The organism is Streptomyces sp. NPDC051051 (assembly GCF_040682975.1).
GTDB lineage: Bacteria > Actinomycetota > Actinomycetes > Streptomycetales > Streptomycetaceae > Streptomyces.
This window is the reverse complement of record NZ_JBFBCB010000028.1, coordinates 74,782-98,973: the sequence shown is the minus strand read 5'-3', so window position 1 is coordinate 98,973 and position 24,192 is coordinate 74,782. Positions and strand designations below refer to the sequence as shown.

Sequence of the window (24,192 nt, the reverse complement as noted above, 5' to 3'; positions counted from 1 at the left end):
CCGGGCGGTCGTGACCCCGGTCCCTCACACGCCCCGGCCGGCCCGTCGTGTGCCAGGCCCCCGTCATGCGCACTGGCCGCCGCGACCCCTGTGCGTCGCGGCGGCCCGCAGCGCGTGCTCGCTCGGGAGCGGTGATGTGCCCACGACCCGTGCGTCCACGATCCGTACGCTCAGCACCCGTGCGCTCAGGACCAGTGCGCTCAGGACCAGTGCGCGACCGCGTCCAGGTGGGGCAGGCGGTGGTCCAGCCGCTCCCGCTTGGTGCGCAGGTACGTGATGTTGTTCTCGCACGGCTCGATCAGCAGCGGCACCTCCTCGGCGACCTGGACGCCGTTGTCCACCAGCGCCTCCCGCTTGCGCGGGTTGTTCGACATCAGGCGGACGGAGCGCACGCCCAGGTCGCGCAGGATGTCGGCGGCCACCTTGTAGTCCCGTGCGTCCACCGGGAAGCCCAGCGCCACGTTCGCCTCGACGGTGTCCAGACCCTCCGCCTGGAGCGCCATCGCCCGCAGCTTGCCCAGCAGTCCGATGCCCCGGCCCTCGTGCCCGCGCAGGTAGACGACGATGCCCCGGCCCTCGGCGACGACGGCCCGCAGCGCCGACTCGAGCTGGTCGCCGCACTCGCAGTGCTGGGAGCCGAACGCGTCACCGGTGAGGCATTCCGAGTGCAGCCGGGTCAGCACGTTCTCGGTGCCGGGATCGCCGTACACCAGGGCCACCTGCTCGTCGCCGCGGTCGTGGTCGAGGTAACCGATCGCCTGGAATTTGCCGTACACGGTGGGCAGCGGTGCATTCACCACGCGTTCCACACCGGTGCGCTGGGAGGACTTCTTGCCGAGCACGCCGAATTTGTCTGTCATGATCTGGTTCCTAAGCAGAGACGAAAGGCCGGGAAAAGATGAGTGATTCGGGAATGCGGACGGCGCAGGCGTACGGACTCGTGCCGGCGGACACCACCGAGGACGTGCGGTCGCGGGGCGCGGACGTCCCGGTCCAGGTGGCGGTGCTGCCCGTCGGAAGCTTCGAACAGCACGGACCGTACCTGCCGTTGGCCACCGACACGCTCGTCGCGTGCGCGATAGCCGGGGAGGTGGCCGCCGCGTATCCGGTGCACCTCCTCCCTCCGGTGACCATCGCCTGCTCGCACGAGCACGCGGACTGGCCGGGAACCGTCAGCATCTCCGCCGTCACCCTTCACGCGGTGGTACAGGACATCGCGGCCTCACTGCGCCGCTCGGGCGTCGAGGCCCTGGTGCTCGTCAACGGACACGGCGGGAACTACGTCCTGGGCAACGCCGTCCAGGAGTCCTCCGCCCGCGGCGAGCGGATGGCGCTCTTCCCGGCCCCGGAGGACTGGGAGGCGGCCCGGACGGCGGCCGGGGTGTCGACCTCGCTGCTCACCGACATGCACGCCGGGGAGATCGAGACCTCGATCCTGCTGCACACCCGTCCCGAACTCGTCCGGCCCGGTTACGAGTCCGCCGATTTCACCGCGGACGACCGTCGCCATCTGCTCACGCTGGGAATGTCCGCCTATACCGATTCGGGCGTCATCGGCCGTCCCTCCCTGGGGTCCGCGGAAAAGGGGAAGGAACTCCTGGCGAGCCTGACGGATTCCTTCGGAGCGTATTTCTCGATACTGACGTCCGGGACCACGGCGGAGGATTCCGAGGGCGGTCCCGCGTAACGCGCGGCGCCGGACGCCGTCGTACCGGAGGCGGGGCCCCCGTCCCGCAGCTCCGCGTTCCCCGGCCTCCCGCACCAGCGGGCGACGAGGACTGCGAGGCCCGGCAGCGCGGCCGCGAAGCTGAGCACCCCGTACACGACGGCGACGGCGAGCCCGGTGCCCGCGCCGAGGCCGGCGGCGCCGAACGCCCAGGCGGTGACGCCCTCCCGGGGCCCCCAGCCACCGACGTTGAGCGGCACGCCCATCGCGAGCAGCGCGAGGACCGCCAGCGGCAGCAGCGTGAGCACCGGGGCGGCGGAGCCGGCCGCGCGGGCGGCCACGACGAAGGTGGCCAGGTGGCCGGCCAGGACGACCGCCGACGACAGGGCGACGCCCGGTCCGTTGCGCCGGGACAGCAGTCCTTCGCGCGCCTCGGCGAGCGCCCTGCCCGGCCGTCCGCCCCGGCGGGCCGCCGGGGAGTTCATCCGCACGGCGAGGACGACGGCGAGCGCGCCGGCCGCGCCGAGGCCGACGGCCGGCGCGAAGTGCCGTACGTCCGCCATGACGGGGGACGGCAGGGTCAGCAGGATCGTCACTCCGGCGAGGGCCAGCACGAGTTGGCCCGCCGTGCGCTCCAGGACGACGGCCCGCACGCCGCGCCCGACGTCGCCGGTGCTCTGCCCGTGGCGCACGGCGCGGTGCACGTCGCCGAGGATGCCGCCGGGCAGGGCCGCGTTGAGGAACAGCGAGCGGTAGTAGTCGGCGACGGCGGGCCCGAGCGGAAGCCGGATTCGCAGTCCGCGGGCCACCAGCGCCCAACGCCACGCGCTGAACACGGTGGTGACGGCGCCGATCCCGAGCCCGAGGAGCAGGGTGGCGGCGTCGATGCGCCGCAGCCCGTCCACGACGGGGCCGGTGCCCGTCCGCCACAGCAGAACGCCGAGGATCAGGACCCCGGCGAGGGTGCCGCCATGGGTGCGCAGCGCCGCGAACCGGGAACGCGCGCCCGGCCGCGGGGCCGGCTCGGTCACGATCGCCCCGGTACGGTCCTCGGAGACGGCGGGGCCGGCAGGCGCCGGGAACGTCACCGCCGCAGTACCGGCCGGGGGCACGTCCACGGTGGCCGTACGGGACGCGGGCGGGTGCGCGGCCGCCCGCGCGGCGGCGGCGTCGCGCCGGGGCCGTCGTACGGTCGTCCGCTCGCACCGCGTCGGCGGCGCCGGCGCCGGGACGCCCGCGCCCGCCGTCTCCGCGCCCATCAGCGGCCGCCCGTGGGCCGGGCCAGGGCGAGGAGGTCGCTGTGGTGGACGGTGACGTGGAGTTCGCCGGCCGCGCAGGCCGCCAGCCGGGCCGCGAGGTAGGTCTCGGCGCGGGCGGCGAGGTCGGGGCGCTCCTCGACGGCGGCGCCGACCCAGCCGCGCAGCCACTGGGCGGTGAGCGCCGCCTCGTCGGGGCCGAGCCGCCAGGCGCTGGGATGCACCTTCACGGTCGCGCCGTGGTCGGCGAACGCCTCGCAGGCCGCGGTGACCGCGTCGGGGCCGAGGAGGCCGCCGCGCCGCTGGTGGTCGTTGAACGCGGCGGCGATCTCCTCGTCCATCGGGTCGGGGGCGGTCAGTTCGACGCGTCCGGCCACGGAGAGGGTCAGCAGGGCGGGGCAGCCGGCGCCCGCGCAGGCCGCGGCGAGGGTGTCGATCTCCTCGCGGGTGAGGACGTCCAGCAGCGCCGACGCGGTCACCAGCGAGGCGCCGACCAGGGCGTCCGGGGTCAGCCGGGCGACGTCGCCGCGCCGGGTCTCGACGGTGACGCGGCTGCCGTCGGCGGCGGCCCGCGGGGAGCCCACGGCCGCGAAGTGCAGCAGGTAGGGGTCGCGGTCGTGCAGGATCCAGTGCTGGGGGCCGTCCAGGCGGGGGGCGAGCCAGCGGCCCATCGAGCCGGTGCCGCAGCCCAGGTCGTGCACGACGAGTCCGCCGGGGCGGCCGGGCGGGTCGGCCAGCCGGATCCGCAGCGGGTCCAGCAGGTCGGCCGCCCGCGCGGCGGCGTCGGCGGGCTCGCGCAGTCGCAGCCACTCGGGGGCGTAGCGGGGCGGCTCCTGCACCGTGCCGTCCCCGTCCCCGTCCCCCTCCCGCAGCCGTACGGTCGGCCGTTCGCCGGGGCGGGTCACCGGGCCGGCGCCCGCGATGACGCCGGATGTCTGCGTCTCCATGTCCGAGGACACCTCCCGAGGTCCGGGCCGGGCCGGAATCCGCCCGGCCTGCCGTGCCAGGTCGGCCGGGGTCGCCGTGGTCTTCCTCATGCCGCCCTCCGGGGTTCGCCGGGCAGCCGGCCGAGGACGCCGGCGAGGCGCTGGGCGGTGCTCGCCCAGCCGTTGAGGGCCGCCCGCCGGCCCCGTGCGGCCGCCTTCAGCCGGCGCCGCACGTCCGCCTCGCCGAACCAGCCACGCAGCTCGGCGGCGAGGGCGGCCGGGTCCTCCGGCGGCACGAGGATGCCGGGGACGCCGCCGTCGGGGGCGCGGCCGACCGCCTCGGGCACGCCGCCCACGTCGGTGGCGAGGACGGGAATGCCGCGGGCCAGGGCCTCGGTGACCGCCATGCCGTAGGTCTCGGCGTAGGAGGTGAGGACCATCAGGTCGGCGGCGGCGTACGCGGCGTCGAGCTGGGCGCCCGCCTTGGGGCCCGCCAGCTCCAGCCGGTCCTGGAGGCCGTGCCTGCGGATGAGGCCGCGCAGGTGGGCGACGTACTCCGGGTCCTGGCCGAGGCCGCCCACGCAGGAGCAGGTCCACGGCAGGTCGGTCACCGAGGCGAGCGCCTCGATCAGCCGGTGCTGGCCCTTGCGGGGGGTGACCGCGGCCACGCACAGCAGGCGGGAGACGCCGTCGGTGCCGGAGGCGAGGGGGGCGATGTCGGCGCCCGGTGCGGCGTCGTGGACCTTGTCCGGGGCGAGGCCGTGGTGCGAGACGAGGCGGCGGACCGCCCAGTCGCTGGTGGCGATCACCGCGGGGACGGCGCGCAGCACCGCCCTTTCCCTGGTGTCGAGTTCGGCGGCGAGCACCGGGTCGAGACCGGTCTCGTCACCGAGCGGCAGGTGCACCAGGACGGCGAGCCGCAGCCGTTGCACCTCCGGTACGACGATCTCCGGGACGCCGCAGGCCACCAGCCCGTCCAGCAGGACGACCGTGCCGTCGGGCAACTCCCTCAGGGTGCGGGCCAGTTCGGTGCGGGCGGCGGTCCCCGGGCGGGGCCACTCACCGTCGACCCGGTGCTGGTGGACCTGCCAGCCGAAGCCGGGGAGGTCCAGGCAGACGCGGCGGTCGTAGGCGTTGCCGCCGCTGGGGTTCGTCGGGTCGTCGACACCCCCCGGCATGACGAAGTGCACGGAACGCAGGGACATGGGGATGATCCCCCCGGTCTTCGGGGCCGCGGGGACCCCGGTCTTCGGGGCCGCCGGCTGCGCGGGCAGATAGGCGAGCGGGGCCTTTTCCATCGTCACGTCGGTCACAGCGCACGCTCGTAACTCGCCCAGGCGACGTGCGACTCGTGCAGGGTGACGGAGAGGGCGGCGATGCCGCGGGCGCCCTCGCCGAGCGCGCCCTTGTGGATCCGCTCGGCGAGCCGGTCGGCGATCACCTTGGCGAGGAACTCGGTGGAGGTGTTGACACCGGCGAAGTCGGGCTCGTTGTCGAGGTTCCTGTAGTTCAGGTCGCTGACGACGGCGCCCAGTTCCTGGGTCGCCAGGCCGATGTCGACGACGATGTTGTCGTCGTCCAGCTGCTCGCGACGGAAAGTGGCGTCCACGAGGAACGTCGCTCCGTGCAGGCGCTGAGCGGGTCCGAAGACCTCGCCGCGGAAGCTGTGGGCGATCATGATGTGATCGCGGACCGTGACACTGAACAACGGACGACCCTCCAGGTGCGGCGCGTCTGGTCCCCCGGCCATCGGCCGCCGGAGGATGCCGTGTAGTACGGCTCTCGGCCTCCCCCCGTTCAGCCGACTTCCACTCTTTTCTCAGGTCAGGCGCTCTTGTCGTAGCGAACGCGGTGACACAGGGCCGGAATCGCCCCGCTCGTGAGCCGGGGCATCACCTGCGGCAACTCGTCGAAGGCGCTCTCCCCGGTGACGAGGGCGTCGAGCGCGGGGTCGGCGAGGAGTTCCAGGGCGAGGGCGAGCCGGTCGGCGTAGCTGCGGTTCGCGCGGCGCGGGGAGACGGTGCCGACCTGGCTGCTGCGGATCACCAGCCGCCGGGAGTGGAAGGCCTCGCCGAGCGGCAGGGAGACCTTGCGGTCGCCGTACCAGCTCAGTTCGAGGACGGTGCCCTCGGCCCTCAGCAGTTCCAGGGACCGGGCGAGGCCCTGCTCGGTGGCGCTGGCGTGGACGACGAGGTCGCAGCCGCCCAGCGCCTCCTCCGGTGAGGCGAAGCCGACGCCCAGCGCCTCGGCGGTCTGCGCCCGCGCCGGATCGGCGTCCACCAACTGCACGCGCACGCCCGGGAAGCGGCTGAGCAACGCGGCCACCGAGCAGCCGACCATGCCCCCGCCGACCACCGCGATCCGGTCGCCGACCAGCGGCGCCGCGTCCCACAGCGCGTTCACGGCCGTCTCGACGGTGCCGGCCAGGACGGCCCGTCCGGCGGGCACCGGGTCCGGTACGACGGTGACGGCGCCCGCCGGGACGACGAAGCGGGTCTGGTGCGGGAAGAGGGAGAAGACGGTGCGCCCGACGAGCTCCCGGGGCCCCTCCTCCACCACCCCGACATTGAGGTAGCCGTACTTCACGGGCGCCGGGAAGTCGCCCTCCTGGAACGGCGCCCGCATCACCGTGTGCTGGCTCTCCGGGACCCCGCCGCGGAAGACGAGGGTCTCCGTGCCGCGGCTGACCCCGGAGTACAGCGAACGGACGACGACCTCGCCCTCCGCCGGGTCCGGCAGGGTCACGTCACGGATCTCCCCCTGACCCGGCGAACCGATCCAGAACGCACGTGCGGTGCGGTTCATCGGCGTCCTCCTGAACGTTCGGGAACTTGTTCACGTACCGAGGTGTGCACAGGTCGCGCACAGTACGCGGCCTTGATCGACTCTGTCACCTGGCCGGAGGATGTGCGGTGGCCCTGAACAACACTTACGACGCGAGGCCGGTCCAGCAGGAGACCGCTGTGGGAGCGGGCGTGCAGATCCTGGTATTGGCCCTGCTCGGCACGGCGATCGGCATGGGCCCGGCGGGCTGGGTGACCGGCCTCGTCTTCGCCGTGGCCACCTGGGCGGTGCTCTCACGGGCACTGCACCGCTCGGGTCTGCGCACGTTCGGCCCGGCGAACCGGGTCACCCTCGGCCGGGCCACCCTGGTCGGCGGGGTGACGGCCCTGGTGGCGGACTCCTTCGTGAGCGCACCGCCGGTGTCCCTGCTGGTCGGCCTGACGGCCGTGGCCCTGCTGCTGGACGGCGTGGACGGCAAGGTGGCCCGGCGCACGGGCACCTCGACGGCCCTGGGCGCCCGCTTCGACATGGAGGTCGACGCGTTCCTGATCCTGGTGCTCAGCGTGTACGTCTCCATGGAGCTGGGCCCCTGGGTCCTCCTGATCGGCGGCATGCGCTACGCCTTCGTCGCCGCGGCCCGCGTGGCCCCCTGGCTCAACGCCCCGCTGCCCCCGTCCTTCGCCCGCAAGACGGTCGCCGCGCTGCAGGGCGTCTGCCTGCTGGTCGCGGGCGCGGACCTGCTCCCGTACGCCGGCAACTTCGCGGTGGCGCTGCTGGCCCTGGTCCTGCTGCTGTGGTCCTTCGGCCGGGACGTGCTGTGGCTGTGGCGGGAGTCGCGTTCGGTCGTCGCCGAGAAGCCGTTCGCCGAGCCGCTGGTGCTGGAGCTGGCGACGCGCTGAGGGCGTCCGGGACGCCTCCGGCACATCGCATGGCCGACGACCTCGCGGGTGGCCGGGTCCGGTCGGCAGGCTGGATACAGCCACCACTTCTCTGCGAGCGGGCAGGTGATGTCGCCGGCGAGCCGGGTGCCGGGCCGGTCGGCAGTGGAGTCGCGGCCGGTCAGATCCGGGGCCGGCCTCGCCTGCTTGTCGGGGCGGGTCGGCGCCACGGTCACAAGAAGCGGGCCGGAGCTCTCGGCACATGCACACTCCGGACGTCACCGCAACGAATGCGCCACGAGAAGGCGAAAGTGGCGGAATCGACCCGTTGCCACGTCGGAGCCGGAGGCGCAGCCTGTCCAATGGGAGCGCTCCCATGCCATGTGGGCGCCACGGCACCCCGAAGGCAACCCCCACACCAGGAAGGCAACCCCCACACCCGAAAGAAGGACCCCATGATCTGTCGTGATCATGCCACGCAGGTGCGCTTACGTCCGACGCTCATTCTGAGCGTCCTCGCCGCCATGCTCCTCAGCCTGATCCCCTGGAGCGGCACCGCTGTAGCCCACGGTTCGGTCGTCGACCCGGCGTCCCGCAACTACGGCTGCTGGCTTCGCTGGGGCAGCGACTTCCAGAATCCGGCCATGGCACAGGAAGACCCCACGTGCTGGCAGGCCTGGCAGGACAACCCCAACGCCATGTGGAACTGGAACGGCCTGTACCGCAACGGCTCCGCCGGCAACTTCCAGGCTGTCATCCCGGACGGACAACTGTGCAGCGGCGGCCACACCGAGAGCGGCCGTTACAACTCCCTGGATGCCGTGGGTCCGTGGAAGACGACGGACATCTCCAGCGACTTCACCGTGCAGCTGTACGACCAGGCCAGCCACGGCGCGGACTACTTCCTGGTCTACGTCACGCGGCAGGGTTACGACCCCACCACCCAGCCGCTGAAGTGGAGCGACCTCCAATTGGTCGCCCGCACCGGCAAGTACGCGCCCAGCCAGAACTACTCGATCCCCGTGAGCACTTCGGGGTTCAGCGGTCGCCACGTCGTCTACACGATCTGGCAGGCCTCGCACATGGACCAGACCTACTTCCTGTGCAGTGACGTGAACTTCCGCTGACGCGCACGGCCGTGCCCTCCCTGGGCCCGTCGAGTCCGGGGAGGGCACAGGAACGGCCTTTCCTCAGGAGGGACGTCACGTGCCGCATATCAGCTCCGCGTTGACGGCGTCGACACGTGCGTACAAGGGCTCTCCGGTGACGATCCCCTCCCCCGTGCCTCGACGCCACGGATCCACGTCGATCACGGTGACGAGCGCGAGCGTCGCATCCGTACGTGACGGCGTACGCGACCTTGCCCACCCACGCGCACCGGTTCAGCCGCCGTGTTGGAAACGTACGGATTCTTCGAGCACCGCGCGGGCGCCCTCGAAGTCGGCGAGCCGGGCCGCGACCGTGGCGACGGCGAGGCATTCCGGGAGGGCGGCGGAGAACTTCAAGCCGCGTACGGCGCGGTGGTCCACGTCGGGTAGGACCAGGCTCTCGCCGACGCTCTCGCGGGCCGCGCACCAGTCGGCCGGGGTGAGGTCTTCGCGCAGGCGCAGCCAGCAGTCGGTGGGGCGTTGCAAGGGGTCCGTGACCGACTGAAGGGTGGCCCCGAGGGTGGCGTTGGCGCGGTAGCCGGCCCAGGTCCACCAGCGCACGTCGTTGCCGACGCGCGTGATGAGTGCGCCGCCCGGGTGCACCGTGTCGGGGGCGTCGCTCTCGCGCTGTTCCGCGAGGCACGCCTCGGCGCGCCGGGTGAGCGACACGGGCGGGTCAACACCGAGCAGTACCTCGCGCATGGCACGGGTGAGGGCGTAGGACAGCCCGGCGATGCCGCCGTTCATCCACTTGGCGATGCCGCCGCCGTCTGCGGGTTCGACGAAGACCCGTTTGCGCAGCCAGTCGATGTAGGTGACCTGCCAGCTGCGTCCGCCGAGCAGCAGGCGCCGGGGCCCGGGACGTTCCTCGGTGAGCACGCTCGGGTCGGTGCGGCCGATCTCCGTGCGTCCGGACAGCACGGTGAACTGGGGCGGGGCGGTGAAGGACGCGGTGAGTTCGATGAAGTGCCTCCTGCCGAAGCGGCGTTCCGCCTCGGGTCCGACGAACAGCATGCCGCCGTCGTCGTCGAGGAAGCCCTCCTCGGTGAGGTGGCGCAGAATGGGCGCGGCGGACCGGTCGAAGGGGGCGAGTCCGTTCCACTGCCGGTCCCACAGCTGGTCGCCGAGCTTGTGCTGTTGCAGGGTGACGGCGAGGAGTTGCTGGGCGACGAGGTGGCGCGGCTCGGGCGGCGGGAGGACCGGTTCGACCCAGCCGCGCGACCACAGCAGCAGCAGTCCGGCCGCCTGCAGCAGCGTGTCCTTGCGGGTGGTGAGGAACAGGCAGTTGCGTACGGTGCCGGAGCGCCGGCCGGTGCGGCCGATGCGTTGCAGGAACGAGGCGACGGAGGCCGGTGAGTCGATCTGGACGACCCGGTCCAGGTCACCGACGTCGATGCCGAGTTCGAGGGTGGAGGTGGAGACGATGACGCAGTCGCGGGCCTCGGCGAAGGCCTGCTCGGAGCGGGTGCGTTCGTCGACGGAGAGGGAGGCGTGGGACAGGAAGACGGTCACCTCGCGCGCCCGGAGCGCGGCGCCCAGTTGTTCGACCTGGGCGCGCGAGTCGCAGAAGACGAGCCGTTTCTCTCCCCGGTGCAGGGCCGCGATGAGTTTGGCGGCGTTGTCCAGGGAGCCCACGTAGTCCAGCTCCACCCCGCCCGCAGGTCTGGGGAGTTGGCCGGACTGTGCTTTGCCGTCGTGTCCTGCTGTGCCGGGAGCGGGCGGCAGTTGCACGCCGGGGGCGACGACCTGCCCGGTACGGTTTCCGGCGCCCGCACCCTGCAACCAGTGCAGCAACTGCTCCGGGTTGCCGACGGTCGCCGAGAGTCCGATCCGCTGGATGGGGCGGCCGGTGACCCGCTCCAGTCGTTCGAGCACGGCCAGCAGGTGCCAGCCCCGGTCGTCGCCCGCGAAGGCGTGCACCTCGTCGACGACGACGGCCCGTACGCCGCCCAGCAGCCGGGCGTGGTCGGTCTTGACGCCGATCAGCATCGCCTCGAGCGACTCGGGCGTGGTGAGCAGGACGTCCGGCGCCTCGGTACGGATGCGCTGCCGCTGGGACTCCTTGGTGTCGCCGTGCCAGAGCGCAGCACGGCGGCCCAGCCACTGGGCGTACGTGTCGACGCGGCCGACGAGGTTGTTGAGGAGCGCCTTGAGCGGGCACAGGTACAGCACCGAGGTGCCGGTCCACTTCTGCTCGGTCATGGCCGACAGCAGAGGAAAGCAGGCCGCTTCGGTCTTGCCGCCCGCCGTGGGCGCGAGCAGTACGGCGTCCTCGCCGCCCATGAGCGGCGTGATCGCCGCCCGTTGGAGGGGACGCAGGTCGGGCCAGCCGAGGGTGTTGACGATGTGGTGCAGGACGACGGGGTCGAGCCGGTCCAGCACGTCGGCCGGGCCGTCGCCGTTCGCGGTGTCGCCGACCGGGTTGCCGTCCTGCGCCATCACAGCTCCAGGTCGAAGTCGTCGGCCGAGGCGGGACCGCCGGAGACGGAGGCGGCCAGGTTCCTCTCGACGTCGGTGAGTTCGCTGCTCGCGACGGTCAGCCGGTAGTGCCGCCGGGGATCGAAGTCGTCGAACTGGTCCACCCGGTCCAGGACGTCACCGACGAGCTTCTTCAAGAACAGCCGGGGTGCCACCCCGACCTTCCCGCCCAGCGCCCCGCCGACGGCCCGCGCGAGGTCGGCGACGTAGGCGTCGTCGACGACCGTCTTCACGCGCTCGGGTGCTTCGGCGGCATCCGCGTACAGGTCGCGGATGGTGACGCCGAGGCCGACCAGGGAGTCCTGGCTGAAGCCGGGCAGCCGGATCTGCACGGCGCGGGGGTTGTCGAAGCGCGGGTCGGTGGTGAAGTCGGTGGCGAGCCGCTGGGCGAGCGGGGCGAGGCGCTGCACGCCCTGCTGACCGTCGTAGAAGGCCGGCGTGCCGGTGATCACCAGGTACAGGCCAGGGAAGCGCCCCGAGTGGACCTCGTCGATGAGCTGCCGCAGCGCGTTGAGCGCCTTGTCGCGGGCGTCCGACCGGACCCGCTGCAGGGTCTCCACCTCGTCGAGGACGACGACGAGACCGGTGTGCCCGGAGTCGCGGAGCACGGTGAGCAGGCCTTGAAGGAAGCCGAGCGCGCCGAAGTGGTCGAGGTCGCCGCGCACGCCCGCCGACCGGCGTGCGGCGGCGGCCACGTGCGGCTGGCCGCCGAGCCAGGCGAGCACGGCTGCGGCGGTGGCCTCGTCTCCTGCGGCGAGCGCCGTCCGGTAGCCGCGCAACGCGGTGGCGAAGGACGGCGCGTGCCGGGACACCTCGGCGAGCCGGGCGAGGAGGAGCTTCTCCACCTCTCCTGGCAGTTCCTCCTCAGTCGCGCCGGCGGCGAGGGCGTCCTCCTCCAGCGCGTAGAACCAGGCGTCCACGACCGGCCGCAGCGCGCTGGGCGGGAAGCTGGGCGTGGTGAGCCGTTCGGTGAGCCGCCGGTAGACGGTCTCCAGCTTGTGCAGCGGGGTCTCGTTCTCCGAGATCTGGATCTCGGCCACGGCGAAGTTGCGCCGCTTGGCCCGCTCCCCCAGCCACCGGGTGAAGAAGGTCTTGCCGGACCCGTACTCACCGCGCACCGCCTTGAACACGGACCCGCCGGACGCGACGGCGTCCAGTTCCGCGTCCAGAGCCGTCTCGAACCGGTCGAGTCCGGTGGCGAGCAGATCCAACCCGCTCTCGGGCACGGCGCCACGGCGCAGGGCGTCGACGACGGTACGGCGGCGGGCGGCGCTGACCTGAGCGGGGCGCTTCGATCCGGGGGTGCTCACAAGGACCAGTGTTCCATCTCTCCGTGCAGCAGGGCCTCCGCGAGGGGTCACGATGACTGGTGTGGGGGCATGTAAGTTCGAGCTGCAGTGAGCCCACTGTCGCTCTCCTCGAAGCCGTGGGTCCGCGACCTCAGCCGGACGGTGCTCGCGCTGATCTCGTTCTTCTGTGAACAAGTTGACGGTCACCGCAGAGCGCTGCTGGAATCACTCTCCGTACGCGTGGCAGGGTGAGAAGAGAGATACATGGCGGCACTGGACAATCTGAAGCTCAGGGACGTACTCGCGGATGTCGCCTCCGGGGCGTTACAACTGCCCGACTTCCAGAGGAACTGGAAGTGGGACGACGACCGGATCAGGGCGATCATCGCGACGGTGACGCTGGACTACCCGCTCGGTGTGGTGATGACGCTGCAGACCGGCGGTGCCACCCGCTTCCGCTCCCGCACGCTCACCGGGGCCCGCCCCGAGGGCGACCCGAAGGCGGAACTCCTGCTGCTGGACGGACAGCAGCGTCTCACCTCCCTCTTCCAGGCGCTGTGGCTGGACGCCCCGGTGGAGACGTCGGACTCCCGCGGCAAGCCCATCGAGCGCTGGTACTACGTCGACATCGAGAAGGCCGTCGGACCGTCCGCCGACCGCGACGAGGCGATCCTGTCCGTCCCGGCGGACAAGGTGCTCCGCACCGACTTCAACCGCACGGTGGTCCTGGACCTGAGGACCGAGGAGGCCGAGTGCGCGGCGGGCCTCTTCCCGCTGCACCTCGTTTTCGACGCCCAGCGCGTCAACCAGTGGAAGAAGGGCTACATCAAGGCGGACGAGGAGCGGAACTGGGACCGCTGGGGCGAGTTCGACGACCTGGTCCTCCAGCAGGTCCGCGCCTTCCAGGTCCCGATGATCCGGCTGGCCGCCTCCACCTCCATGGACGCCGTCTGCGCGGTGTTCGAGCGCGTCAACACCGGCGGCGTGCCCCTGAACGTCTTCGAACTGCTCACCGCCACCTACGCCGGCGACCCCGAATACGTGGAACGCACCGGCGACTACTACCAGCTTCCCGAGGTGTGGCGGGAGACCAAGCAGGCGCTGGCTTCGAAGTACCCGGTCTTCGGCCGGCTGGAGAGCGGCCTCGAGAACGGCCTGAGCAGCATCGACTTCCTGCAGGCCATCGCCCTGGTACGCACCTGGGAGCGCAAGGAGGCGGGCGTCGGGGCCGCGGTGTCCTGTAAACGGCGCGACCTGCTGGACCTCCCGCTGGCCGACTTCGTCCGCCTCGCGCCCCAACTCGCCGAAGCCTTCGCCTGGGTGGGCGACTTCCTGGAGCGGCAGTGCATCGTCCGTTCCAACGATCTTCCGTACAAGACGCAGCTCGTCCCGCTCGCGGCCGTCCGCGCCATTCTCGGCGACGAGACGGAGGGACTGGGCCCGGAGGAGAAGATCGAGCAGTGGTACTGGTGCGGGGTACTGGGTGAGATGTACGGCGGCTCGACCGAGACGCGCTTCACCCGGGACGTCGAGCAGCTCGTCGGCTGGATCCGGCAGGAGGACCACGCACCCGACACGGTCGCGGACGCCTTCTTCTTCACCGAGCGGCTCGACACCCTCACCACCCGCAACAGCGCCGCCTACAAGGGGATCTACGCCCTGTTGATCAAGCAGGGCGCGGTCGACTGGCACTACACGGACGCCCCGCTCAGCCCGGGCCGGCTCGACGAGTACAGCGTGGACGTCCGGCAGATCTTCCCCAAGGCGTGGTTCCGCCGGGGCAACAGCCAAGGTCTGCCGACGAACTCGATCGTGAACAAGACCCCGCTGTCCTACCGCGCCACGATGGACATGATGGGGGCGCCGTCGTCCTACCTCTCCACCCTGATCGCCGCCTCCGACATGCGCCCCGAGTGGTTCGACGACGTGGTGGCCACCCACCTGATCGATCCGGAGACGCTGCGCGAGAGCGACTACAAGCGCTTCTACACCGACCGCTCCCGGCAGTTGCAGGACCTGGTGCAGTCCGCCATGGGCAAGCGCACCATGCTCCGTGACCTGTCGGAGGGCGACGCCCGATGACCACCAGGCCGAGCGAGAAGGACCTCGCCGCGCTCAAGGGCAGCACCGTGCCCGTGCAGGAGATCCTCGACCTGTTCCAGGTACGGGTCCGCGACCACCGCACGGTGCACCTGATCTCGCAGGCGCTGGCGGACTCGGGACTGACGACGCTGCCGGACTTCGCGGTCTGCGGACTGCGCAGCAGTGTCGACGTGGTCCCCATCGCCTCCATCCCCGCACAGGCGGGCCCCGTCGAGAGCGACGCCGGGGAGGAGGCGGACGAGGCCCTCCCCTCGCTTCCCCAGCGGCTGCTGCTCGGTGACATCCCGTCGGCCAAGCGGGGCGTGCGCGGCGTCACCCTCGGCAACTCCCTGGCACACGCCACCTTCCTGATGCGTACCGAGAGTTTCTCCCAGGTGCCGGTGACCACCGGCATGGCGCAGATCCACGGCGTGGTCACCTGGGGTTCGGTGGCCAGGATGTACGAGGCGGGCAAGGCCGCCACACTGGAGAACGCCATGGAGAAGGACTCCCTGCCGGTCGCGGACGCGCGCCAGGAGCTCTTCGCGGCCCTCCCGGTGGTCAAGGAGCACGGCTACCTGCTCGTGCGCGGCGACGACGGCTGCCTGTCGGGCATCGTCACCGCCGCGGACGTCACGGAGCGTTTCGAGGGGTCGGCGAGGCCCTTCTTCATCGTCGGGGAGATCGAGTCCTTGCTGCGCCGCTGTCTGGGCGCGGCCCTGGACGAGGAGTCCGTGAAAGCGGTCCAGACGAACAAGAAGCCCGAACACCGCACCGGCCAGGTGTCGGACCTGATGTTCGGCGACTACCTGAGGCTCCTGGACGGCGACCAGACGAAGCAGTCGCTCGCCGACCGCGCCGATCTCAACTGGGAGGCCCTGAAGTGGCCGAACATGCCCCGCGAGCAGTTCATCGGCCGCCTGAAGCGGGTGAAGGACATCCGTAACCGGATCGCCCACTTCGACGAGAAGCCGCTCCCGGCCAAGACGGTCGAGGAGTTGACCGCGTTCGCCGCGTTGCTGCGGGCGTTCGTCTCCTGATCGCGCGGTGCCCGCCGGACCGTCCGGCTCACTATGGATGCGTGATCTCCGCCCACACGGTCTTCGTGTGGGCGTCTCGCATGTGGCAGCCCCATGTGTCGGCGTACGCGGCGACGAGGAGCAGGCCCCGGCCCGTCTCCGCCTCCAGCGCGTCGGGGCCGGTGGGCCTGGCCGCCGTCTTCGGGAAGCGTTCCGGGCGGGTGTCCGCGACCTCGATGCGGACTCCGTCCGGGTGCCGTGCCAGCGACAGCAGGAAGTCCCGGCCGGGCAGCCGGCCGTGCGTGATCGCGTTCGCCGCCAGTTCCGCCGTGACGGCCACGGCGGCGTGCGAGGCCTCCGAGTCGTAGGGGATCCCCCAGGCGGCGAGCCGCTCGGCGGTGAGGCGGCGGGCGAGTCGGGCACCACGTCTGGTGCTGCTGAGGCGGACGGTGAACTGCTCGGTGCAGACGGAGGGTTCGGGGGCGGTGTCGGCCGGTCTCATGAGGTGACCGTCTCGTCACAGCCCGCGTCCTTGCCAGGTCGGAGGGTGGTAGCCGGTTACGGGTACGGCTCCGGTACGGGTTTGTACGGCCGTTGTACGGGTCCGCACCGCGCATCGGACGAACCGGGGCGTCGTTGAGCAGGTCGCACCAGGACTGTGGCAGATCAGGGGGCGACATGGGCAGGGCAGCGGAGCGCACGTGCCGGACCACGGGCGGACGCAAGCCGGAGAAGGAACGGCCGGCCGTGTGGAGTGTCTACGGCAAGCTGCTGCGCCTGTTCCGCGAACGGGCGGGGCTGACGCAGCAGGGACTCGCGGACGCGATCGGGTACTCGGTGGAGCAGGTGGCTTCGGTGGAGCAGGGGCGGCGCGCAGCGAAGCTCGTCCTCACCGAGGCCGCAGAACAGGTGCTGGGTGCAGGCGGTGCTCTACGGGTTCTTCAGGATGATGTGGACCAGGCGAAACTGCCCGCGTTCTTCCAGGACTTCGCCTCCATCGAGGTCGAGGCGGTCAGCCGTCTCTCTTACGACCCACTGCTCGTTCCTGGACTCCTGCAGACGGAGGCCTATGCCCGAGCCCTCTTTACTGCTCACTGCCCGGCTCTGGAAGAGGAGGTGATCGACCTGCACACCGAGGCCCGTCTCCATCGCCAGCAGTTGCTCACTCGGACGCCCATCGTCGAGTTGTCGTTCATCATCGGCGAGGTGGCACTCACCAACCCCATCGGTGGTGATGAGGTGATGGCCAAGCAACTTGTGCACCTGGTGGACAGTGCAAAGCTCCGCAACGTGACCATCCAGGTCATGCCTGCCGCATACGGCTTCCACCCCGGCCTCAACGGCGGCTTCGTCGTGTTGGAGACAGCAGAGCACCGTCAGGTCGGCTACGTAGAGTCCCAGGAAGTGGGGACCGTGGTCACCGATCCCATCCAAGTCAGCGCCTTCAGTTCCAGGTATGGCAAGCTGCGCTCGCAGGCGTTGAACCCCGAGGAATCCGTACGCTTCCTCGGGGGACTGGCAGGGGAGACCACAGCATGAACGTTGATACTCACGCCGGGTCCGGCGAAGTCCGACTCAACTGGCGCAAGAGCAGTTACAGCGGCTCGGGCGGCGGCGACTGTGTGGAGGTCGCCACCACCCCCGCCGCCGTTCACGTCCGGGACTCCAAGAAGCCCCAGGCTGCCTCACTCACCTTCTCCGTGGAGCAGTGGGCCGCGTTCGCCGCCTACGCCGGGCAGGCGTAGGCGGCGAACCGCCTCACCTCTACCCCAGCTCGAACTGGTCCCTCAGCAGGGCCGTGTGCAGCCGGAGCGTGCGGCCGTCGGGGAGGGTCTCCAGGACCTGGACCCCGTCGTAGTTGAGGAGCTGCCGCAGGACTGCCGCGAAGCCGTCGCCGCGTGTGGGCGGCAGGCCGACGCGCTGGGCGAGGGCGGTGACGGGGAGGGTGCCCGCGTCGACGAGGGTCGCGAGCGCCTTCCTGATCTGTTCCTGCGGCGGCTTGCGGGCCAGGAGTCCGAGCTGGGCCAGGTAGGTCTCCGAGGCGAGGAGGCCGTTGACCAAGGTCTCGTCCTGGGAGACCAGGGCGGGGGTGACGAGCGTGTCGTCGCCGCCCGCGGTGACGGCCACGTCGAAGAGGGCGTCGTGGGTCTTGGCGAGTTCGGCCTGTTCCTTCTTCGGCTTGGCAGCCGTCCTCTTCGCCGGGACAGCGGCCGGGGCCACTACCGGACGGGCCGCGACAGGGGCGGCGGTCCGGGTGCCGGTGGACCACCAATCCGGCCGCTGCTCTCCCAACTCCCGCCATCCCTGCGGCGGTTCCGCGCCGAAGGGCAGGAAGGCCAGCACCGGGATGGTGAACTCGGCGAGCGACGCGCCGCCGTGGTAGCCGGCCTTGAGTGAGGTGTAGCGGGAGTCTGCGTCCCACAGGGCGACGATGGTCGCGCCTGGCTCGGGCCAGACGACCCGGGGACCGGACAGCGTGATCTCCTGCTCGGCGAGCGGGCCGCCGCCGTCGCCGGGGAGGCGGTGCCGGGCAGACGGCGGTTCCGCCGCCTCCACCCTCACCCCGTGCCGGTCGACGACGTGCCCGTGGTCGCTGGTGAGGACGACCGCCATGCCTTCGAAGGCGGCCGCCCGCAACAAGTCGCGCAACCCGGCGACATGGTCGACGTGCCAGGCGCCGTCGCCGAGCTTCTGCTCCTTGGCGAGGCGGTCGTCGATGGTGTTGAGGACGACCGCGACGTGCGTCTTGCCGTCCGTGAGCGCTTCGGTGAGGGCGGGTCCGAAGGTGTCCCCGGCCTGCTCGGCGCGCAGGTCGTCCTTGTGGAAGACGGCGGCCGGAGCGCCGCCCCACAGCTTGTGTGCGGGGAACAGCCGCTTCTCGTCGGCCTGGGTGCCCTTCATCAGCCGTCCCGCGAACAGGGAGGTGCGGGAGACGGCGGTCAGGGTGGGCAGTGCGGCAGCCATGGCGCGACGCTGCGGCCCACCGTGGGGCAGCGGGTCGAACTCTGCCCAGGTGCCGCGCAGTTCCTCGCCGAGTTCGTTGGCGATGGCGGCGCTCATGCCGTCGAGGACGAGAAGCAGCACGCGCCGCCCCTCGCCGTGGGTGACGACGGGCTTCACGACCTGGTCGAGGAAGGTCTCCACGGTCAGCATCGAGCCGGGCTGGGTGCCGGACCCGGTCCAGACGGCGAGTGCGCGGGCGAAGGAGGCGTCGATCGCGCGGCGCCGTTCCCGGACCCGCGTGCCGAGCGCGTCGTACGCGGTCTTGAGCACCGGGTCGGGGTCGCCGCCGGCCTCGATGTGTTCGAGGGCGAGGTCGACCCAGCCGGTCTCGGTGACGTGCCGCTCTATGGCGGCGGCCACGGTGGGTGACTCGGCGGGCGGTTCGGCGGCCAGCCAGCGGGCGAGCCGCTGTCCCATCCGGGCCCGTTCGATGCGGGCGGACTCCTCCGGGTCACCGGCGAGTTCGTGCTCGGCCAGGTGCCGTACGGCGTCCGCGACCGCGCCTGCGTCCGTGCCTGCGGCAGCGGCGAGGGCGTGTCCCACGGCGGTGAACCGGAACTCCAGGCCGCCCTTCATCACCGGGCTGGACTCGACGGCCTTCTCGGCGCCGAACTGCCGCGCCAGGGCCGTCGCCCGGTCGAGGACGATGCCGGCCAGGCGGCGGGCCTCGCGCGCCCGGTCCGGGTCCGTCGTGCCGGCGGGCCGGTGGCCGGTGGCGAGGAGGGCGACGACGTACTTCTCGGCGGCCCGGCCGAAGACGGCCACCAGCGTGTCGAGCTGGTCGCCGGTGGCCGGGGGCTGCTCGCCGAAGTAGCGTTCGGCCCGGCCGCGGGCCTGGTAGGTCTCGGGGGCGGGCTCTGTGTGCTCCCACAGGGCCGCGCACACCAGGCCGAAGGCGACCGCGTCGGCTCCGCGTTCGGCGTCGACGAGGGCGAGCAGGGCGCGCCCGGCGAGTCCGGCCTGGTCGTCCTCGCCGAGGAAGGCGGCGAGTCCGGTCCGTTCGGGGCCGCGCAGCCCGAGGAGCCGTTCGGGGCCGCCCGCGCGCGTGGACCAGTCCAGCAGGGCCTGCGCGTCGAGCCGTTCGTCACCGGGCCGCTGCGCGGGGGCGACGGCGGTGTCGGTGTCGTAGCGGCCGAGGCGCAGGCGGCGCTGGGCGAGGGCGGTGAGGGCGTACTGCCGGGAGAGCCAGCCGCCGGAGACGGAGGGCCAGCCGCCGGGCGGGGTGGCGTCGAGCAGGGCCTCGGCGGCCCAGTTGGCGTCCTTCAGGCGCGGGTCGATCTGCCGGGCGCCGAAGGCCTCCCGCACCACGTCCCAGCTGTCGACGGTGTCGATGGCCTTCTTGTGGACGCGGGCGAGGATCGCGGGGTCGAGTTCGTGCTGTTCGCGGTCGGTGAGGACGACGAGGACGGCGGGGCCGGGGGTGCGGCCCGCGAGGTGGTCGAGGACCAGCTCGTGGACGGCGAGCGGGGACAGCGCCGCTGTGACGCGCGCGGTGCGGCCCTCGGCCCAGGCGGGCTCGGCGGGGCCGTCCCACTGGGGTGCGGAGCGCAGCAGGACGGCCCGGCGCCGGTCCTCGCCCCCCGGCCGGAGGGAGGCGGCGAGCTGCGGCTGGGAGGAGAGGTACTGGGTGACGGTCGCGGTGTTCAGCCGGACCGCGCCCGGTACGGCGGCGGAGTCGGTGGCGGGAGCGGTGGTGGTCATCGGTCGACGACCCGCCAGGTGATCTCGATGGTGGCTCCCGGGTTCTTCTTCGCCAGTTCGGCCAGCTCCGATTCCAGGGCCTCGGTCGCCTGGCCGACGGTGGTGGTGCGGTGGCCGCTGGACCGCCCCGCCCCGCCGCTGCCCTGGGTGGTGCCGGGCTGCTGGGTGAAGGGGATGCGCGGGTCGCTCGTCGGCGTGTTCAGGGACAGGTCGTCGGCCGTGTCGGCCGGGGCGGTGGCCGTCGCGGGCGCGACGGGGGCGGGCGGCGGGGTGGCCGCCGCCTGGTTGCGCTTGATCAGGGCGAGGATCTCCCGCTCGGTGCGCTTCAGCGCCTCGCGCAGGTCGGCGGTGCGCTGGTCGCCGCGGGCCACGTTGCGCAGCGAGTCGAGCAGGGCCGCGCCCTCCGCACCGAGCCCGGTGGCGAGTTCCAGGGTGTGCCAGGACGCCTCGGTCACGGCGCGGGCGACGCTGCCGGCCTGCTTGAGGGAGGTGCCGTACCGGTCGGCGCTGACCTCTCCCAGGTCGAAGGCGGCCAGTGCCTCCACGGTCTTCTTGGCCCCGGCTCCGCCCTGCGCACCACCACCGGTGAGCGTCTCCAGGAACTGGAGGGAGCGCCGGGCGAGGGCGAGGCGGCCGGTGTCGTCGGTCTCGTCGAGGCCGAGGAAGGTGGCGTGCTCCTCCAGCCGCCGTACGAGCTCGGCGGCGTCCTCCTTGAGGGAGCGGGCGGACTCGACGATCTGGCGGGCGAACTGGTTGACCATGCGCCCGCGGCGCAGGGTGGGCGCCTTCTGCCCGAAGACCGTCTCGTAGCGCTGCCGTGCCGTGGTCCAGTCGTCCTCGCTCGGCAGGGGCTGGCTGCGCAGGGCGTCGTGGTCCTTGATCGCGGAGAGTTCCGGCGCGGGGTCCAGGACGGTGCCGCCGCGCACCCACACCCGGTCGTCCATCTCGGCGAACGAGGCGACGACGAGCCGGGTGAGGAAGTCGGGCAGGCCGCGCGGCTCGGGCTGGTCGGTCCAGTCGGTGAGCCTGATCAGCGTGTGGTCGCCGGTGGCGCCCTGGGCGCTGGCGAGCTGCCGGAAGTGGTCGGCCCAGTAGCGGGACAGCTCGAAGTACGCCTCCTTCTGCTGTCCGAGGCGCAGCGGCCCGGCGACGCGCTGCATCAGCTTGCGGTCGCCCGCCGGGACCTCGACGCGTCCGTCGCGGGCCTCGGCGGCGGCCCGTACGTGGGTGAACACCTTGCGCGCGTCGACGGGCTTGACGGCGGTGCCGGTGGCGTCGGGGTCGAGGTTGGGGTGGGCCGGGTACTGGTGGGCGAGCAGCTTGCCCGCCACGTGCCGGATGCCGTCGTGCAGGGACTGCCCGAAGGACAGGGTGAGGTCGTCGACGTCGGGCAGCGCCACCAGGTGGTCGTCGAAGTCGATGACCACGTCGGCGGCCTGCTTCTGCGCGAGCCCGTACGCCTGCTTGAACGCGCCCTTGACCTGCTTGAGCAGGGCGTCCCGCTGGGTCTCCAGGAGGCCCTTGGCGCGGCTGCGGTTGTCGGCGTTGAGGTGGCCGGCGTACTGAGTGTCGAAGCGGTGCTCGTCGGCGAGGGCCTTGTCGATGACGACGAGCCGTCGGAAGTCGGCGAGGCGCTGCGCGGACAGGTGCGCGGGCAGCCAGGCGATGGAGCGGGACCGCTCGCCCTGCTGGCGTTCGCGCAGCCGCTGCATGCGGTTGGCGTCCTCGACGGGCCCCCACTCGCCCTCGTCGAAGGGGAGGTCTATGGCGATCCGCCAGCGGCCGTCCTGCTGCGGCATCAGGTCGTGGTCGGGCAGCTCGTCCTCGTCGGCGACGTTGCCGAAGACGACCTCGGCGGTGCGGGCGGTGCCGCGCCAGGTGAAGTTCAGCTCGTCGGCGAACTGGCCGTGCTCGACGCCGAGTTCCTCCGACAGCAGCCGCCGGGCGAGGGCGACGCGGTTGCCGGGGTTGTCGTTGACCTGCGCGTTGGCGATGACGGAGTCGACGTCGACGCCGGACAGTTCCAGCCGGACACCGGGGTTGGTGTCGGTGCCGGTCTCCTTGATCTCAGGGAACCGGGCCGCCCATTCGGCGACCTTGTTCTTGATGATGCCGACCTCGCTGCCCGGGATCGGCGCCATGACCGACCCGTGGTTCAGCGCGCCGAGCCGGCGGATCGTCAGCTCGGACAGGGCGGGCACGCTGGGCGCGAGCGCGGAGAGCAGGAGCGTGCACACGAGCCGGTTGTCACCGACGAACAGGCGGCAGCGGTTGGCCAGTTGCGGATCGGCGGCGAGGGTGTCGGGCCGGTGCAGGTACTGCTCGACGTCGTCCTCGGTGATGTCGTACGAGCTGAGCAGGTACGGCCGGAGCTTCGTCTTGTACAGCTTGTCGGCGGCCTCGAAGACCACCTTGAGGCTGTCGGTGAACGGCTTGTCGCCGCCCTCCGCGATCACCGGGTAGAGGTCGCCGACCGGGATGAGCTGGCCGAGCCGGATCTCGTCGCGGTGGTCGGCGAGGAGCTGGCCCATCAGCTTCAGACCGGTGCGGGAGCGCTGCAGCGCGGACGAGATGTGGACGAGGGTGTCCATGAAGGCGGGCGAGAAGGGGTACGTCAGCCGGAACGACTCCGCGTCCGCGCCGGTCGTCCCCTTGTCGGAGCCGAGCAGGGTGTCCCACACCTGGGTGCCGACCCGCTTGGTCTGCTCGAAGGCCGCGTCGACGAGGCGCTCCGCCTCGGCGTTCTTCGGCTTGAGGAGGCGCGCGTGGGCGATCTGCGGGAGGTTGCGGTCCTCAAGGGTGATCTTGTCGAAGCGGCCGGAGGCCAGGTTGAGGGTGTCCTGGATGGACGACTCGGCCGCCCCGGACACCTCCTCGCCGACCAGTTCGCGCAGGTCGCGCTGGCGGGCGATGAACGACACGATCGGGATGGCGCGGCGGGCGTCGCCGCCCTCCACGAAGTTCGTGATCTTGCTGGCCTCACGGGCGACGAACTTCTGGTCGTGGATAAGGGTGGCGAGCCACAGGATCAGCTCGTCCATGAAGAGGATCAGCCCGTCGTAGCCGAGCGACTTGGCGTGCTCGGCGATGACGGAGAGTCCGGCGTCGAGGGAGATGAAACCGTGCTCGTCCTCGGCGGCGTTCTTGGCGAAGCCGGGGAGGAGGTTGGCGCTGGCGTCACTGACCAGCTTGGCCCGCAGCTCGATCGGGGTGGAGGGGTTGCGGAGGTCGAGCGGGACGGCGGCCTCGTGGTTCTCCGCCGCGGCGAGGGCGGCGTCCAGGAGGGCGGGGGTCCAGGCGAAGCCCTCCCCCCACTCGTCCTCCTCGTCGTCGGTGACGCCGAGCCCGCGGATGACGGCCTCGTCGCCCATGTTGGCGCGCATGGCGCGGATGTCCGCGAAGAGGGAGTCGGTACGGTAGACCTGCGGGGTCGGCGCCTCGGGGCGCAGCTTCTTGACGTGGCTGACGTAACCGCCGAGCACGCGCTGTTCGAGGGCCTTGGCGCCGAGCATGTGGTACGGCACGAGCAGGAACTTCTTGCCGTCCGTGCCCAGCCACTCGTGCTTGGTCAGCACCGGGTCGAACTCGGTGCGGGCGCGAGCTGCCGGGTCACCGCTGAGCAGCGCGTACAGCACGGCCATGAAGTGCGACTTACCGGAACCGAAGGAGCCGTGGAGGTACGCGGCCTTGGAGCGGTGCCCGTCGAGGGAGGCCTTGATGAGGTCCAGTGCCTCGTCGAAGTTCTCCAGCAGTCGCTCCGTGACGACGTAGTCCTTGAGCGCGTGTTCGGCGCCCTCGGGCGTCGTCGCCTCGGCGAGGGACAGCACGAAGTCCGAGGTGGAGATGGACTCCTTGATGTCGATGACATCGCGGAGGAGCGGCTGCTGGGCCATGAGGTGTCTCGCTCTCCTTCAGGTGGAGGTTTTCTGCGGCGCACTCGATCGTGTGAAGCCGCGCTGTCC

Annotated in this window: 17 protein-coding genes and 1 pseudogene; 7 read left to right on the top strand and 11 right to left on the bottom strand. The window is 71.8% G+C overall.

All coding sequences use genetic code 11. The annotated features are described in order from the left end of the window. Positions 1 to 200: 200 nt before the first annotated feature. The gene (gene ribA, locus AB0N31_RS21835) at positions 201 to 860 is read right to left on the bottom strand and encodes a GTP cyclohydrolase II (RefSeq protein WP_366060044.1); all 660 of its coding nucleotides are present in this window, start codon (positions 858 to 860) and stop codon (positions 201 to 203) included. Between the two features lie 38 nt (positions 861 to 898). Here ribA and AB0N31_RS21830 point away from each other — a divergent pair, with 38 nt between their 5' ends. Continuing rightward, the gene (locus tag AB0N31_RS21830; RefSeq protein WP_366060043.1) at positions 899 to 1,687 is read left to right on the top strand and encodes a creatininase family protein; all 789 of its coding nucleotides are present in this window, start codon (positions 899 to 901) and stop codon (positions 1,685 to 1,687) included. A 164-nt stretch (positions 1,688 to 1,851) separates the two neighbouring features. Here AB0N31_RS21830 and AB0N31_RS21825 read toward each other — a convergent pair. From AB0N31_RS21825 to AB0N31_RS21805, 5 genes and pseudogenes are all read right to left on the bottom strand, one after another. Beyond that, a pseudogene (locus AB0N31_RS21825) lies at positions 1,852 to 2,925 on the bottom strand (lysylphosphatidylglycerol synthase transmembrane domain-containing protein); the annotation flags it as partial. Continuing rightward, on the bottom strand, positions 2,925 to 3,959 hold the full coding sequence (locus tag AB0N31_RS21820; RefSeq protein ID WP_366060042.1) for a class I SAM-dependent methyltransferase: 1,035 nt from the start codon (positions 3,957 to 3,959) through the stop codon (positions 2,925 to 2,927). The pseudogene AB0N31_RS21825 and the gene AB0N31_RS21820, both read right to left, overlap by 1 nt. After that, positions 3,956 to 5,161 carry a glycosyltransferase family 4 protein gene (locus AB0N31_RS21815; protein ID WP_366060040.1) on the bottom strand — a complete coding sequence of 402 codons (1,206 nt, stop codon included), beginning with the start codon at positions 5,159 to 5,161 and terminating at the stop codon, positions 3,956 to 3,958. The genes AB0N31_RS21820 and AB0N31_RS21815 overlap by 4 nt, the downstream gene beginning before the upstream one ends. After that, positions 5,158 to 5,556 carry a 6-carboxytetrahydropterin synthase gene (locus AB0N31_RS21810; protein WP_366060039.1) on the bottom strand — a complete coding sequence of 133 codons (399 nt, stop codon included), beginning with the start codon at positions 5,554 to 5,556 and terminating at the stop codon, positions 5,158 to 5,160. Before AB0N31_RS21810 ends, AB0N31_RS21815 begins: the two co-directional genes overlap by 4 nt. A 116-nt stretch (positions 5,557 to 5,672) precedes the next feature. Next, positions 5,673 to 6,653, bottom strand: a complete 981-nt coding sequence (locus tag AB0N31_RS21805; RefSeq protein WP_366060038.1) for a zinc-binding alcohol dehydrogenase — start codon at positions 6,651 to 6,653, stop codon at positions 5,673 to 5,675. 107 nt (positions 6,654 to 6,760) lie between these two features. Here AB0N31_RS21805 and AB0N31_RS21800 point away from each other — a divergent pair, with 107 nt between their 5' ends. After that, positions 6,761 to 7,531 (top strand): CDP-alcohol phosphatidyltransferase family protein, encoded by a 771-nt coding sequence (locus tag AB0N31_RS21800; protein ID WP_366060037.1) that lies wholly within the window; start codon positions 6,761 to 6,763, stop codon positions 7,529 to 7,531. A 434-nt stretch (positions 7,532 to 7,965) separates the two neighbouring features. Further along, positions 7,966 to 8,637: a lytic polysaccharide monooxygenase auxiliary activity family 9 protein gene (locus AB0N31_RS21795; RefSeq protein WP_366060036.1), complete on the top strand. Its 672-nt coding sequence runs from the start codon at positions 7,966 to 7,968 to the stop codon at positions 8,635 to 8,637. 255 nt (positions 8,638 to 8,892) lie between these two features. On the opposite strand, the gene AB0N31_RS21790 is transcribed toward AB0N31_RS21795, so the two are convergent. Then, complete coding sequence (locus AB0N31_RS21790) at positions 8,893 to 11,097, bottom strand: DEAD/DEAH box helicase (RefSeq protein ID WP_366060035.1); 2,205 nt, start codon at positions 11,095 to 11,097, stop codon at positions 8,893 to 8,895. Next, entirely contained in the window at positions 11,097 to 12,446 is a 1,350-nt protein-coding gene (brxD, locus tag AB0N31_RS21785; RefSeq protein WP_366060034.1) for a BREX system ATP-binding protein BrxD, read from the bottom strand. The genes AB0N31_RS21790 and brxD overlap by 1 nt, the downstream gene beginning before the upstream one ends. 243 nt (positions 12,447 to 12,689) lie before the next feature. Between brxD and AB0N31_RS21780 the strand changes: the two genes are divergently transcribed. Next, positions 12,690 to 14,507: a DUF262 domain-containing protein gene (locus AB0N31_RS21780; protein WP_366060033.1), complete on the top strand. Its 1,818-nt coding sequence runs from the start codon at positions 12,690 to 12,692 to the stop codon at positions 14,505 to 14,507. Further along, positions 14,504 to 15,547 (top strand): CBS domain-containing protein, encoded by a 1,044-nt coding sequence (locus AB0N31_RS21775; RefSeq protein ID WP_366060032.1) that lies wholly within the window; start codon positions 14,504 to 14,506, stop codon positions 15,545 to 15,547. The genes AB0N31_RS21780 and AB0N31_RS21775 overlap by 4 nt, the downstream gene beginning before the upstream one ends. 31 nt (positions 15,548 to 15,578) lie before the next feature. Here the strand turns inward: AB0N31_RS21775 and AB0N31_RS21770 are convergent, their stop codons facing one another. Continuing rightward, on the bottom strand, positions 15,579 to 16,028 hold the full coding sequence (locus tag AB0N31_RS21770) for an ATP-binding protein (RefSeq protein WP_366060031.1): 450 nt from the start codon (positions 16,026 to 16,028) through the stop codon (positions 15,579 to 15,581). Between the two features lie 245 nt (positions 16,029 to 16,273). On the opposite strand from AB0N31_RS21770, the gene AB0N31_RS21765 reads away from it, so the two are divergent. Together AB0N31_RS21765 and AB0N31_RS21760 are read left to right on the top strand one after the other, a co-directional pair. After that, on the top strand, positions 16,274 to 17,065 hold the full coding sequence (locus AB0N31_RS21765; protein WP_366060030.1) for a helix-turn-helix transcriptional regulator: 792 nt from the start codon (positions 16,274 to 16,276) through the stop codon (positions 17,063 to 17,065). Next, the gene (locus tag AB0N31_RS21760; protein WP_366060029.1) at positions 17,062 to 17,271 is read left to right on the top strand and encodes a DUF397 domain-containing protein; all 210 of its coding nucleotides are present in this window, start codon (positions 17,062 to 17,064) and stop codon (positions 17,269 to 17,271) included. The genes AB0N31_RS21765 and AB0N31_RS21760 overlap by 4 nt, the downstream gene beginning before the upstream one ends. Positions 17,272 to 17,290: 19 nt before the next feature. Here the strand turns inward: AB0N31_RS21760 and pglZ are convergent, their stop codons facing one another. Beyond that, entirely contained in the window at positions 17,291 to 20,230 is a 2,940-nt protein-coding gene (pglZ, locus tag AB0N31_RS21755) for a BREX-2 system phosphatase PglZ (RefSeq protein WP_366060028.1), read from the bottom strand. Next, positions 20,227 to 24,123 (bottom strand): phage resistance protein, encoded by a 3,897-nt coding sequence (locus AB0N31_RS21750; protein ID WP_366060026.1) that lies wholly within the window; start codon positions 24,121 to 24,123, stop codon positions 20,227 to 20,229. The genes pglZ and AB0N31_RS21750 overlap by 4 nt, the downstream gene beginning before the upstream one ends. Between the last annotated feature and the right edge of the window lie 69 nt (positions 24,124 to 24,192).